Raw genomic sequence first — 12,618 nt, 5'->3', positions numbered from 1 at the left:
TCATGGCGCTTCTCGACCTCCAGTCCCTGGACACCCCCGAAGAGGAGTTCGAGGGACCGGCCACCGGCAGCCAGGTGAGCCTGCTGGTCTGTGAGTACAGCTCGCTGAGTGTCATCCTCTGCACTCCGTGACGCTCCGCCGGGAGACCGCTCGATGAGCCGCCGCGCCGGTCCGGCCGACGCGTCCGCCCGTCCCTCCCGGCCATGAGTCGCCGGTCCCGGGCCCACCAGGGCCCGGGACCGGTCGTCGTACGGCGGTTCCCCGGCGGAGCGCCCCACCGGCGCCCCGCCGTCGGACCCGTTGCGGCCGACCCGGCACCGCCTCTGCACGGCGAACGCCATCCGCGGCGAAAGGACCCCGGCGTGCCCCCCAGCCACCCCCCGGCCCCCGAGGGTCCCCGGGCCGCCCTCCCCGTGCCCGCCCGGCCGCCGCTCGCCGTGGTCCTGCTCTGCTCCCTGGGCGGCGCCCTCGCCGCGCTCGCCCTGCCCGCCGTCCTCGGGCACGCCCTCGACCGGCTCCTCGACTCCGGCCGCGTCCCCTGGCCCGCCCTGCTGCTGGCCGCGGCCCTGACCGCGGCCGAGGTCCTGCTCGACAGCACGGTCGCCGTGGTGGGCGGCAGCACCACGGCCCGGTACGCGGCCCGACTGCGGATCGACGTCCTCGACCGGGTGCTGCACGCCGAACCCCGCCGTGCCCAGGAGTTCCCGGCCGGAGACCTCACCACCCGACTCACGGCGAACGCCGCCGAGGCCGCGGCCGTGCCGGTGACCCTCGCCACCGCCGCGGGCACGGTCCTGCTGCCGCTCGGCGGTGTCCTGTGCCTGTTCCTGATCGACCCCTGGACCGGATTGGCGCTGGTCACCGGACTCCCGCTGTTCGTCCTGCTGTTGCGGGCCCTCGTCCGGGACACCGCCAGCGCGGCCACCGACTACCAGCGGGAGCAGGCCGCGATCGCCGCCCGACTCACCGAGACGATCGACGGCATCGACACGGTGCGCGCCGCGGGGACCGCCGACCACGAGCGGGCCCGCGCCCTCGCACCCCTTTGGCGCCTCGCCCGGCACGGCCGGCGCACCTGGCGCGTCCAGGGGCGCGCCGCCGCCGGCGCCGGGGCCCTGCTGCCGCTGCTGACCCTGCTGGTGCTCGCCGTCGGCGGGCTGCGCCTGACCCACGGCGCGCTCAGCACCGGCGACCTGCTGGCCGTCGCCCGCTACGCCGTCCTCGCCGTGGGCCTGGGAGCCCTGACCGGCGCGCTCGCCGCGGTGTCCCGGGGCCGCGCCGCCGCCACCCGCCTCACCGCACTGCGGGACCTGCCCGCACCACCGCACCGCGGACTCTCCCTGCCCCCCGAGGGCGCCGGGGAACTGCGCCTGCACGGGGTCGGCATCGTCCGCGACGGGCGGCCCCTGCTGGCCGGCGTCGACCTGGTCGTGCCCGGTGGCACCACGGTCGCCGTCGTCGGCCCCTCGGGCGCCGGGAAGTCCCTGCTGGCCGCGCTCGCCGGCCGCCTCCTCGACCCCGACACCGGGACGGTCACCCTCGACGGCGTCCCCCTCGACGGAGTCGACCCGCGCGCCCTGCGCGCCGAGGTCGCCTTCGCCTTCGCCCGACCGGCCCTCCTGGGCCCGACCGTCGCCGCGGCCATCGCCTTCGGCACGGAACCCGAACCCGACGCGCACCGGGTGCGCACCGCGGCCCGGGCCGCCGCGGCCGACGGATTCATCGGCCTCCTCCCACAGCGCTACGACACGCCCCTCGACCAGGCGCCCCTGTCCGGCGGCGAGCGCCAACGCCTCGGCCTGGCCCGGGCCTTCGCCCGCCGCGGACGGCTCCTGATACTCGACGACGCCACCTCCAGCCTCGACACCGCCACCGAACGCCTCGTCCAGCGGGCGCTGGCCAGCGAGGCCGGACACCGCACCAGGATCGTCGTCGCCCACCGCATCTCCTCGGCCGCAGCGGCGGACCGCGTGCTCTGGTTGGACGGCGGCCGGGTCCGCGCCCACGGCCGCCACACCGAGCTGTGGCGCGACCCCGCCTACCGGGCCGTCTTCCGCCCCGGAACACAAGCCGCACCGCCCGCCCCCGCCGCGCCCTCCGCCCGGCACTCCGCCGCGGGGGACGCACGGTGAGCGGCCGGGGCGCACTCGCCCGGGTGAGCGGGCAGGCACGGCCGTTCCTGCGCGCCCGGCTCCCGGCGGTGGCCCGGCTGTCCGCCTGGTCCCTCCTGGAGTTCGCCCAGACCTTCATCGGCGGCTACGCCGTCGCCCGGGCGCTCGACGGCGGATTCCTCGCCGGCACCCCCACCACCGGACTCCTCTGGCTCTCCTTCGCCGCACTCGCCGTGCTGCCCGCGGCCCTCGCCACCCGCGGCGTCTTCCGCGGACTCGCCGACCTGGTGGAACCCCTGCGCGACGGACTGGTCCGCCGCGCCGTCACCCACGGCATCGCCGGGGCGCTCACCGCCCCCGCCACCGCGACCACCGCCCGGTCCGTCTCCCGGGTGACCCACCAGAGCGAGATCGCCCGCGACGGCTGGGCCGGACTCGTCCTGTCCCTGCGGTCGTTCGTGTTCACCGCCGTCGGCGCCCTGGCGGGCATGGCGGTCCTGTCGCCCCGACTGCTGCTCGTCGCGGTGCCACCGGTGCTCATCGGATGCGGGTTGTTCCTCGCCACCCTCGCCCCCATGGCCGCGCGTCAGCGCGCCTATCTCGACACCGACGAGGCGTTCGCCGCCCACACCGGCCGCACCGCCTCGGCCGTGCGGGACATCGCGGCCACCGGAGGCGCCCCGACCGTCCTCGACGGGGCGAGCCGCCTCAGCCGCGAACAGAGCCGGGCGGCCCGTTCCCTCGCCCGGTGGGCCGCCGTGCGCATCCTCGCGCTCGGGATCTGCGGAGCCCTGCCGCCCCTCCTGCTGCTGCTCACCGCCCCCTGGCTGCTGCGCCACGGACTCACCACCGGGGGACTGGTCGGCGCGTTCGCCTACCTCACCCAGTCGCTGGCCCCGGCGGTGCACGCCCTGCTCACCGTCCTCGGCACCGCCGGCGGACGCCTCGTCGTGGTGCTCGACCGCTTCACCGCTCCCGGGCGGCTACCACCCCCGCCGGCCCGGCATCCCGCGTACGGCCGCCCGCTGCCCACCGGTGTGGCCACCGCGGAACTGCGGGCCGTCACCTTCGGCTACGGGCCCGCCGCCCGCACCGTCGTCGACCGGCTCGACCTCACCCTGCGCCCGGGCGAGCGGCTGGCCGTCGTGGGGCCGAGCGGCAGCGGCAAGTCGACCCTCGCCGCCCTCCTCGCCGGGGTCCTGACACCCGACCGGGGCGAAGTGCGCTGGCTCGGACGTCCGTTGACGGCACCCGACGGCCCCGAGCCCGGTGCGGTGCGCACCCTGCTGCCGCAGCGCGGGTACGTGTTCACCGGCACGGTCCGCGACAACCTCAGGTACCTGTGCCCGGGGGCGGCCGACCGGGACCTCGTCGAGGCCGCGGACCAGCTGGGCGCGACCCGGCTGGTGGACCGACTCGGCGGTCTCGACGCACCCCTCGACCCGGCCCGGCTGTCGGAGGGCGAACGCCAGCTGCTGGCCCTGGTGCGGGCCGGACTGTCCCCCGCCCCGCTGCTCATCCTGGACGAAGCCACCAGCCAACTGGATCCCGCGGCCGAGATCCGGGCCGAGGAGGCGCTCGCCCGCCGTCCCGGCGCCCTGGTCGTCATCGCCCACCGGCTCGGCTCCGCCCAGCGGGCCGACCGGGTGCTCGTCCTGGACGGGGGAACGGCGGTGTGCGGGCCGCCGCACGACATGCCGCGCCGCTCCGCGTTGTACCGGGACCTGACCGGGCACTGGGCACCCGCACCGACGGCGGCGGACGTCGTGCCCCTGATCGGCGGAGCGCCGACGTGCGACCGGGCGGGGTGAGGGCGGTCGGACGAGGGGACCCGCGGTGCACGCCGGCCCGGCCGCCCCCGGCCGCGCCGGCCGACCAGGAACGGGCGGTGGTGCCCGGACGTGGCGCAGCCCCCGACCGGTCACAGCCAGCCGAACTCCCGGGACAGCCTGATGGCGTCGAGCCGGTTCCGCGCCCCGGTCTTGCGGATCGCCGCGGCGAGGTAGTTGCGCACCGTTCCGCTGGCCAGGCACAGGGAACGGGCGATGGAGGCCACCGACTCCCCGTCCGCCGCCAGGGCGAGCACCCGCAACTCCCGTGCGGACAGGGGGACGTCAGTGGCCTGGAGGAGGCTGAAAGCGAGCGATTCGTCGATGTGTCGACCGCCCGCCGCGACCTTGCGCACCACCTCGCAGAGGTGGTCGACCGGACCGCACTTGTCGATGTAGCCGGTGGCGCCCGCCTCGAACGCCCGCCGCAGATCACCGGTGCGGTTGCTCCGGGCGAGGACGGCCAGTGCCATCTCGCTCTGCGTGCGCGGCGTGCGCAACGATTCCACGAGTCTCAGGACGTCCCGGGAATCCGGACAGTCCAGGTCCGTGACCAGTATGTCCAGGGACGCCTCCGCCAGTGCCGACGGCACTCCGCCCTTGTCCGTGGCGTGTATGTACAGTTCGCTGTCCTCGCTGAGCAGGGAAACCAGGGAGGCACGCCACAGGGACACCGCGTGCACCAGCAGAACCTTCGTCATGAGCCGCTCCTCAACGCCGTTCCCACCGAACGCCGCGGCCGGGCCCGCCGCGCGCGTGATCCCGATCATCCGCACCCAGCACACCAGGGGCGCGCGCCGGGCATCTCCCGTTTTCGGCGAGTGGCCAGATGACTGGATGCACGAGGGCGCAACGAAAGAGCGTGCCCGACCAGGCCGTGCGCCCCTACGGTCACCGCCTGCCCCGAATGGGAGGGGGTGCGCATACTGCGGCGCTTTTGGCGGGAACTCGATTCCGGTCGGTCACGGATCACCCGCGGTGGCCGGCGTCATCGTCGAACGAACGGTGCCGAGTCAGGGCGAACCGCCTCGGGACAGTGGCGAATTGACGAAGGTGCGCCCCTGCGGCGGCGGTGGTACGGGCTGCTGCCGCCCCGGCCCGGTACGCGGAACCGCCCCGTGCCGGCCCGGTGGGCGGTACGGGGCGAGCAGCGGGCAACGATCCGGTGGACCCCGGCTTCGTCGGCGGGGTCCCGCGGGTCGGGGGGCGGGTACGAGGATGCTGAGGACCGCACGCGAACGCTGAACGGTGCTCCGGGGGACGCGGTGCGCGCGTCAGTCGGTCGCGGTGAACGCGAGCCGGGCCGCTCGGCGCCAACGATTGGCGGGTATCGCGGGGCGCAGTGCGGCGAGCGCGCCGCAGTACTTGGTGAAGACCGCGGGACGGATGCCCCGGGCGTGCAGGAACCGGTCGGCCTCGGTCAGCTTGCCCGCGTTCTTCGTCTCCACCAGGACCAATCCCGGATCGCAGCGCACCGCCGTGCCCGTGCGCACGTCCGCGCAGCGCAACCCGGCGTCACAGGTGACCCGTTCGCCCCGGGAGACCAGAGTGGCCCGCCGGTAGTCCGTCGTGATCGACGGATGGAGCCGCCGCGGGGCCTCGATGCCGTACGCGGAGCGCAGCCGGTCCGCGAGGAAGTCCCGGAACGGGGCGTCCAGCGGGGTGGCGCCCTCGCCCAGCGGACGGCGGTGCTTGACGGTCTCGCCGCGTCCGCTCTTGAGCTTGATCTCGAACTGCCGTTCCCCGGAGTCCTGGTAGACGCGTTCACGGATCTTGAAGCGGAGTCGGCGTCCCCGACGGTGGTCGTCGAAACAGCGCAGCTCCGGGGTGTCGTAGTAGACGGAGTGGTACCGGAACCAGCGGCGGCCGTCGATGGTGAGGGCGCGGAACGGTCCCCCGGGCCGGTCCGGGGCGGTGAGGTGGGCGGCCAGCTCGGCGAACACCTCGACGGGCACCAGATAGGCGTGGTCGAAGCGGGCCAGGAGTTCGGCGCTCGCCAGCACCTCGGGCAGGGAGATGGACGCGGCGGCGAGCACGGGGTCCGCCACGAGGGCCAGTTCGGGGGCGGGTGCGTCGTCGCAGCGGCGCGGGGCCTCCCGGACTGCCACGGCCTCCGCGGGGCCGTACACGCCCAGGGTGTCGGTGTTGTAGCGGCTCGGGCGGAACGTGCCCGTGTTCGGCGTGACCTTGTTGCGGGTGACGGCGCAGGGGTCGTTGGCCGCCAGGGTGACCGGGGTGGGCAAGGGAGCCAGGGGCGGGGCCGGCGGGCTCACGCGGCCTCCAGGGCGGACTCCGGGGCGGGCGCGGCGGCGATCTTCCCGCGGGGCTCCGACGGCTCGCGGTAGCGGACGTCCACGACGGTGAGGTCCCGCACGAAGTCCACCTCCATCACGGTCCAGTTCATCGGTTCGCCGAGTCTGCTGACGAGTGCGGCGCGCAGGTCCACGGGCCCGTCGTACACGGCGTCCAGGACGACGACGGTGCGTCGGGAGCGGGCGAACAGCCGGGGGTGGTCGGCCAGGTAGACCACGGCCAGGAGCACTGCGGCGAACGCCGCCGCGTGGGTGAGCCGCAGGTTCGGCAGTCCGCAGATGAGACCGAGCACCAGGGTGGTGAAGTAGTAGGCGACTTCCTCGTGCTGGATGGCGTCGGACCGCAGCCGGATGATCGAGAGCACGCCGAAGAGCCCGAAGCCGAGGGCCATGCCCCCCGATCCGCCGACCTGCGCGAGGGCCGCGACCACGGTGAACAGGGCGACGTTGAGGGCCAGGTACGCGGGCAGCAGATCGCGGCGCCGGTGCCTCGGGTAGTACACGGCGAACGTCAACAGGCTGACCGCCGCGAGGTCCACGGCGAGATGGACCGCCAGATGTCGTAGGGACTCCATGGAAACCTTCCAGCAAAGGGAATGTGAGAGGGGTCGGAATGCTGGAACTCTAAGGGAACATCGAGTAAACGATTCGGCAAGGGAAGTTCTGTCTATGGAAAAGAGGTGGGACGTGATTCGCGATATGCGGACGCCTTGTTATTGGCCCGACGGGTGAGAGTGTTCTCATCTGCGTGGCGAAATCCACTACGCTTTTTCGGCCGGTTGTCGACAAGTCGCAGGAAATGCCGTCGTGAAAGTGAAGAAGTTCGACTCTGATATCCTGCGAGGATTTCGCGAACTCGATCTAGGAATTCCTGGACGGCCCTCCCGGACCGTCGTGGCGGCGCTCGTATCAGGCCAGCGGCGCCACCGCGACGGCCGCCCGGTCAGGAGGCGGTGAACGGCACCGTCCGCCAGGGTCCTTCCGGATGGGCGGTCAACTCGTGGTGCGCGGCCAGCACCGTGGTGTACCAGGAGCCGAACGCCTCCTCGTCGAAGTGCAGGCACCGACCGAGCACGTAGCCCGCGGAGAACTCCGCCCAGGATCGGTACACGGCCCGGGCGGTCCGGGCGACCCGCTCCAGGGCGGTGTGCATCTCCGCCTCCGCCGCGTAGCGGGCGCCCCGCCCCCAGCGCGCCATCTGGGAGGCCCGCCCCAGGTCCCAGGCGGCGACGGTCCGTACCGTCCCGTCCGGCGGCAGCAGACCGTCCGCCCGGAACCTGGCCTCGTAGCGGAGCACCGAACCGACCAACGACCGCATGTGGGACACCAGTGCGTTGAACTCGGGGCCTTCGGCGTCCTTCCCCTGCTGGGCCGCGCCGGACCGTACCGCCCGTTCCACCTCGTCCCGCCACCGGGACGGATCGACCAAGCCGTCCGCGCGGTCGGCGTGCAGGGCGCTACGTGCTTCGAGGACGAAGTCCCACACCCAGGGGCTCACCTCCCGGGCCAGCAGCCGTTCCTGCATCGCGAGCCAGTCCTCCCGGCCCCGTACGCCCCAGCTGTCGGCGATCCGGTCCACCTCGCCCGAGTACCCCGTCCCGCCGTGCCAGTGCGCGGTGTTCCAGGCGTCGCCGTTCTGGAAGCACAGGTGCGCCCCGCACGCGAGTCCGTGCAGCAGGTCGCCCGGGCCGGGGCCGCCGGTGCGCAGGGTCACCACGCGGTCCGCCAACGTCGCCGGTTCGAAGAGTTCCTGGTGGAGATCCAGCCAGGTGTCCCGTTCCTCGGAATCGGTGGAGAAGTACTGCTCGCACGGAGTCGCGGCATTGACCGCGAGTACGTCGACGTGGTCCGGAAGGCCATGGGCGAGGGCACCCAATGTGGTGTGCTCGTAGACGAGGAACGGATGTGTGCGCGGCAACAGGCCCCCCGTGTACACCTGGGCAACGGTCCGTCCGTCCGGTACTTGGAACGTCAGCAGCGGCACGTCCCCGGTGCCGCATTTCGCTTGCGCCATCGCCGCGTCGAGTCGCACCGGGTAGTACACGCCCTCCAACGCCAGCGTGCGGAGATACGCGTAGCCGTTGTCCACCCGGCTCAGTGCGTACAGTCGCTGCTCGACATCGGTGGGAGCGATCCATCGACTCCCGTCGGACGGTGGTTCCACGTTCGGGAAGAACTCCTCGTGGATCTCCTCCTCGAATCCCGTGAGTTCGGCGACGCTCGTGGCGCCCGACTCCTCGGGTGCTTCCCCCCTGCTCATGCCCAACCCCTCTTCCCGGGCGCTCCCCGCGCCCCCGCTCCGGTCGCTCGCCCGGCCGTTCGTACGCTAGCGGCCCGTTCAGGGCGGTTGGCCCGCACGACCACCGGACGGCGGGGGCCCGGACCGCCACCGACCCGTCGCCCCGCGGGTGGTCGGCCGGCCGTCCGGTGGCCGAGCGCCCCTTGTATACGATCTTCACGATGCGGGCGCGCGGGTCGTCGGGTCCGCCGCGTCGGCCCGGGCAGCGTCCGGGCCCCCTTCTCGCCCGGATCGGAACCGGGTCGAGGCGGACCGGACCGTACGCGGCACCGTCGCCGCGCCGTTCGGACGACCTTCGGGCCCGCCCCCGCCCGACCTTCGACACCCCCCCACGCACCATCGGAGAGTTCACCCCCATGCAGGTCATCGACCGGAGGTCCGTGCGCGTCGCGGTCCGCTGCCTCGTCGCAGCCGTCCCCCTGGCCGCCGTCACCGGCACGTCATCGCCCGCCCTCGCCCACCCGGGGTTCGTGCACGGCTCCCCGGGCTCCGGCGCGGTGCTCGCCACCCCTCCGGACCGGGTGACCCTGACCTTCAGCGGCCCGATGAGCCAGGACTACGCCCAACTCGCCGTCTCCACCCGGCACGGCGGTTCGCTCGCCACCGGTGTGCCGCGGGTGTCGGGGGAGCGGGCCACGGTCGAGCTGGAGGGCATGGCCCCCGCCGGGCACTACCGGGTCGGGTACCGGGTGCTGTCCGCGCAGGGCCACCCCGTTTCCGGCTCGTACACCTTCACCGTGCGCTCCGCCCGTCCCGGGCCGGGTGCGACCACGCCCGGCGGCCCCGCTGCGGTGGCGCGGACCGCGAGGCACCAGGCCCTGGGCGAAGGGGCGTCCCCGGCCCGGTCCGTCCCCCTCCTCGCCGGGGTCGGCGCGGCGCTGGTGACCGTCACGGCGGTGGGTGCCCGCGTGGCCCTGCGGCGACGGTCGGACACCCCGGGCGAGGGGCCCTGACCGCACCCGTGTCCGACAACCGTCGGCCGAGGAGGCTCCGTTGTCCCCGCCCGCCCCACGTGTCACCGTCGGTCCGAACACGGTGACCGCCGGTGGGGCGGCCCGGTCGGGGAGGAGTCTCGATGAGGACACGCAGGTCCGGATGGATCGCGACGGTGGCACTGATCACGTCCGGGGCGACCCTCGCCGTCGGCGCACTGGCTTCGGGGGCCCAGGCGGCCGAGTCCCGCCCCGGTGCGACCGCCGGCACCCGGTTCGAGGTGGCCTTCCAGAGCGATCCGACACCGCAGGAGCAGGAACGACTGCGGGAGATCGCGGGTGCGATCTGGACCCCGCAACTCGCCGCCGGCTGGAACATGAACGCCGAGGTCGCGCACGTGCTGTCGCAGGCGACGGAACGCATCCTCACCTGTTCCGCCGCATTCGCGCTGGTGCCCAGGCCCCCGGGGTTCATCCCGGGCCTCGGCTATCTGGTGCAGTACTGGAAGAACCTGAAGGACTACTTCCTGGCGGTGAAGGACAACCGCACGTATCGCGCCTGCGTGGTGTCCACCGCCGCGTACTACCGCTCGATCATCGAGATGGCCTCCGCGGGCATCTGACCCGGGGCCGCGCGCCGCCCGGCGCCGCGCGGCCCCCCGTTCCCGCTACTTCACGGCCGCTCGGCTACTTCACGGCCACGATCATCGACTCGGGCCCGGACAGATGGGTGACCCTGCTCTCGGTGAACCCGGTGGCGGCCAGCCACTCCTGGCACTCGGGGCCCGTGTACTCGAAGCCGCCGGGGGTCTCCAGCAGCATCGTCAGGCTCATCAGGAGGCCGTGCACGTTCTCCTTCCGCTCGTCGTCGAGCAGGGACTCGTAGACGATGAGGCTGCCTCCCGCCGGCAGCGCCTCGTACGCCTTCTCCAGCAGGCTCCGGGCCTTGGACCGCGAGAACCCGCTGATGATGTGCCCCAGGATCAGCACGTCGGCGCGGGGCAGCGGCTCGGCGAAGAAGTCGCCGGGCCGGAAGTCCAGCCGCTCGCCGAGCCCCGAAGCGTCGAGCCGGCGCCGGAAGCCGGGAGCCACCGCCGGGAGGTCGAAACCGATGCCGTGCAGCTGCGGGTGGCGGTGCAGCAGATGGGTCAGGACCGCGCCCTCGGCGCAGCCGACGTCCGCCACGGTCCGGTACGGGGACCAGTCGAAGGTCTCCGCCAAGGCGTGCGCGGAGCCCATGGACAGGCCGGTCATCGCCTCCTGGAAGACGGCCAGCCGCTCGGGGTCCGCATAGAGGTGGGCGTACATGCCGTCGTCGTTCTCGGTGCTCCCGTTCTGCGGCTCCCCGCTGCGCAGCGCCGCTTCGAGGTTCCCCCACAGCCCGTACGTCCGGCTGTCGTTCATCTCCAGGAAGCCGCCGGCGTACGCCGGTCTGCCCCGGACCAGGTAGTAGTCGGCGGCCGGGGCGTTGCGGTAGCCGTCCGCACCGCGTTCGAGGGCGCCCAGGGCGACCAGGGTGTCGAAGAAGTCGTGTGCGGAGCGCGGATGCAGGTCCAGCCGGTCCCGCAGCTCGTCGCCGCTCACGGGGCCTTCGGCCAGGGCGGTGAAGAGGCCCACGCGGGCGGCGACGAGCAGCACCTTCGAGGCCATGAATCCGGAGGCGAGTTGCATCAGGTGGTCGATCGGCGGGGCGTCCGCAGGATCGGCGGAGGGGTGGGTCACGGTCGGCTCCTCGTGGGGGTCGTCGTGCGTCAGGTACCGCACGCACAGGCCCTTGCCTACCCCGTCGAGTGAGCAGTCAGGCACGCTCCGTGATGTCCGCTGGTGTGCGTGGGGTCGTTGTGCGCCGCCGGGACGAGCCGTGGGCGCCGATCTCCGCCCACGCCCCGGCGGGCGCCCCGTGCTCCGGCGCGGCTCGGTCCCGGCGCGTGGCACCGTTCTGACCTGCTGTTCGGTGTCGTCCGCACAGCAGGTAACGGTTTGACTTTTACCCTGTCTTTACGATTGTGTGCGGGTCTCACCATCAAGACCCCGGGGGTTTCACCATGCGTCGCTCCATCCGTGCCACGGCCGTGTCGGCCGTGACCGTCGCCGGTCTCGTGTTCGGACTCGGCGCCTGCTCCGAGGCCGCGGACGCGGTCAAGGAGAAGAAGGACCAGGCCGTCGACGAGGCCGTCGACAAGGCGATGAACGAGGAGTACGAGGTCACCTACGAGGTCACCGGGAAGAGCGTCGACTCCATCGAGTACGCGTCCGGCGGCGGCACCGCGGGCAACCCGAAGACGACGACGGAGAAGAAGCCGTCCCTCCCCTGGACGAAGACCGTCAAGCTGCGCGGCATCATCCCGCCCTCCGTGCTGCCCCTCGCCCTCGACGCGGGCGGCGACGGCGCCGTGACCTGCAAGATCCTCTACAAGGGCAAGCCGATCGCGGAGGAGTCCGGCAAGGGCGTCGCCAGCGCCGCCGGTTGTGTGGCGATCTCGCCCCTCGTCTGACGACACGCCCCCGACCCGGGGGCCGGCAGAACCACCCGCGGCCGGGTACCGGAACGACTCCGGTACCCGGCCGCGTCGTTGTGTCGGCCCCGTGAAATGTCCGGCCGCCGCGTTCACCCGGCACCGGCCCGATGGGATGCTGACCGCCCCTCCCCGCGCGGGGTGTCGGCACCGTGCCGGAGGTCCGTGAACACCGTGACGTCAGGGGTGCCGCCGTGTCCGTCGTGCTCGACCAGGAGACCCGCAGGTTGCTGGACGGAAGGAACTTCGCCACCGTCGCGACCCTGAACCCCGACGGCGGGCCGCACACCTCGTTGGTCTGGGTCACCAGGGACCTGGACACGGTGCTGTTCTCCACCACCGCCGGGCGTCGCAAGGCGCGCAACCTCGCCCGCGATCCGCGGATCAGCCTCACCGTCTTCGACCAGGCGGACCCGTACCGGACCGTGGACATCCGGGGAACGGTCGAACTGGTCGAGGACCCCCACAAGGTACTGCCGAGGGAACTCGCCCGGCAGTACCTCGGTGCGGACCCGCCGCCGGAGCCGGACGACGTGCTGCGGCTCGTCGTCCGGGTGACCCCGTTGAAGGTCACCTCCTTCTCGGTCTGACCGGCCCGCCCGGCCACCAGCGTCCCCTG

Annotated in this window: 12 protein-coding genes; 7 read left to right on the top strand and 5 right to left on the bottom strand. The window is 73.4% G+C overall.

What is annotated here, in order from left to right:
* The first annotated feature begins 2 nt into the window (after nt 1–2).
* The 3 genes from ACFWIA_RS06850 (at nt 3) to ACFWIA_RS06840 (ending at nt 3,922) form a co-directional block, all read left to right on the top strand.
* Nucleotides 3–131 carry a SapB/AmfS family lanthipeptide gene (locus ACFWIA_RS06850; RefSeq protein ID WP_387001118.1) on the top strand — a complete coding sequence of 43 codons (129 nt, stop codon included), beginning with the start codon at nt 3–5 and terminating at the stop codon, nt 129–131.
* A gap of 231 nt (nt 132–362) precedes the next feature.
* Entirely contained in the window at nt 363–2,132 is a 1,770-nt protein-coding gene (locus ACFWIA_RS06845; protein ID WP_387001116.1) for an ABC transporter ATP-binding protein, read from the top strand.
* Nucleotides 2,129–3,922 (top strand): ATP-binding cassette domain-containing protein, encoded by a 1,794-nt coding sequence (locus ACFWIA_RS06840; RefSeq protein ID WP_387001114.1) that lies wholly within the window; start codon nt 2,129–2,131, stop codon nt 3,920–3,922. The genes ACFWIA_RS06845 and ACFWIA_RS06840 overlap by 4 nt, the downstream gene beginning before the upstream one ends.
* 110 nt (nt 3,923–4,032) lie before the next feature.
* On the opposite strand, the gene ACFWIA_RS06835 is transcribed toward ACFWIA_RS06840, so the two are convergent.
* The 4 genes from ACFWIA_RS06835 to ACFWIA_RS06820 all read right to left on the bottom strand — a co-directional run bounded on the left by ACFWIA_RS06835 (nt 4,033) and on the right by ACFWIA_RS06820 (nt 8,512).
* Nucleotides 4,033–4,641 carry a LuxR C-terminal-related transcriptional regulator gene (locus tag ACFWIA_RS06835; RefSeq protein ID WP_385492951.1) on the bottom strand — a complete coding sequence of 203 codons (609 nt, stop codon included), beginning with the start codon at nt 4,639–4,641 and terminating at the stop codon, nt 4,033–4,035.
* 573 nt (nt 4,642–5,214) lie between these two features.
* Nucleotides 5,215–6,213, bottom strand: a complete 999-nt coding sequence (locus tag ACFWIA_RS06830; RefSeq protein WP_387001112.1) for a polyphosphate polymerase domain-containing protein — start codon at nt 6,211–6,213, stop codon at nt 5,215–5,217.
* Nucleotides 6,210–6,827: a DUF4956 domain-containing protein gene (locus ACFWIA_RS06825; RefSeq protein ID WP_387001110.1), complete on the bottom strand. Its 618-nt coding sequence runs from the start codon at nt 6,825–6,827 to the stop codon at nt 6,210–6,212. The genes ACFWIA_RS06830 and ACFWIA_RS06825 overlap by 4 nt, the downstream gene beginning before the upstream one ends.
* Nucleotides 6,828–7,195: 368 nt before the next feature.
* Nucleotides 7,196–8,512 (bottom strand): DUF1266 domain-containing protein, encoded by a 1,317-nt coding sequence (locus tag ACFWIA_RS06820; RefSeq protein WP_387001108.1) that lies wholly within the window; start codon nt 8,510–8,512, stop codon nt 7,196–7,198.
* 395 nt (nt 8,513–8,907) lie between these two features.
* Between ACFWIA_RS06820 and ACFWIA_RS06815 the strand changes: the two genes are divergently transcribed.
* Both ACFWIA_RS06815 and ACFWIA_RS06810 read left to right on the top strand, forming a co-directional pair.
* Nucleotides 8,908–9,504, top strand: a complete 597-nt coding sequence (locus ACFWIA_RS06815) for a copper resistance protein CopC (RefSeq protein ID WP_387001106.1) — start codon at nt 8,908–8,910, stop codon at nt 9,502–9,504.
* 122 nt (nt 9,505–9,626) lie between these two features.
* Entirely contained in the window at nt 9,627–10,106 is a 480-nt protein-coding gene (locus ACFWIA_RS06810) for a hypothetical protein (protein WP_387001105.1), read from the top strand.
* Between the two features lie 64 nt (nt 10,107–10,170).
* Here ACFWIA_RS06810 and ACFWIA_RS06805 read toward each other — a convergent pair whose 3' ends face one another.
* Complete coding sequence (locus ACFWIA_RS06805; protein WP_387001102.1) at nt 10,171–11,247, bottom strand: methyltransferase; 1,077 nt, start codon at nt 11,245–11,247, stop codon at nt 10,171–10,173.
* 281 nt (nt 11,248–11,528) lie between these two features.
* On the opposite strand from ACFWIA_RS06805, the gene ACFWIA_RS06800 reads away from it, so the two are divergent.
* Both ACFWIA_RS06800 and ACFWIA_RS06795 read left to right on the top strand, forming a co-directional pair.
* Complete coding sequence (locus tag ACFWIA_RS06800) at nt 11,529–11,978, top strand: hypothetical protein (protein ID WP_387001100.1); 450 nt, start codon at nt 11,529–11,531, stop codon at nt 11,976–11,978.
* A gap of 215 nt (nt 11,979–12,193) precedes the next feature.
* Nucleotides 12,194–12,589 carry a PPOX class F420-dependent oxidoreductase gene (locus ACFWIA_RS06795; RefSeq protein WP_387001098.1) on the top strand — a complete coding sequence of 132 codons (396 nt, stop codon included), beginning with the start codon at nt 12,194–12,196 and terminating at the stop codon, nt 12,587–12,589.
* The last annotated feature ends 29 nt before the right edge of the window (nt 12,590–12,618 follow it).

The organism is Streptomyces sp. NPDC127068, from assembly GCF_042724695.1.
GTDB lineage: Bacteria > Actinomycetota > Actinomycetes > Streptomycetales > Streptomycetaceae > Streptomyces.
This window is presented reverse-complemented; position numbering and strand designations above follow the sequence as displayed.

Excerpts from the sequence above, each read along its gene's own strand:
- ACFWIA_RS06850 (WP_387001118.1), top strand. The coding sequence starts at position 3 with ATGGCGCTTCTCGACCTCCAGTCCCTGGACACCCCCGAAGAGGAGTTC.
- ACFWIA_RS06835 (WP_385492951.1), bottom strand. The coding sequence starts at position 4,641 with ATGACGAAGGTTCTGCTGGTGCACGCGGTGTCCCTGTGGCGTGCCTCC.
- ACFWIA_RS06825 (WP_387001110.1), bottom strand. The coding sequence starts at position 6,827 with ATGGAGTCCCTACGACATCTGGCGGTCCATCTCGCCGTGGACCTCGCG.
- ACFWIA_RS06820 (WP_387001108.1), bottom strand. The coding sequence starts at position 8,512 with ATGAGCAGGGGGGAAGCACCCGAGGAGTCGGGCGCCACGAGCGTCGCC.
- ACFWIA_RS06815 (WP_387001106.1), top strand. The coding sequence starts at position 8,908 with ATGCAGGTCATCGACCGGAGGTCCGTGCGCGTCGCGGTCCGCTGCCTC.
- ACFWIA_RS06810 (WP_387001105.1), top strand. The coding sequence starts at position 9,627 with ATGAGGACACGCAGGTCCGGATGGATCGCGACGGTGGCACTGATCACG.
- ACFWIA_RS06800 (WP_387001100.1), top strand. The coding sequence starts at position 11,529 with ATGCGTCGCTCCATCCGTGCCACGGCCGTGTCGGCCGTGACCGTCGCC.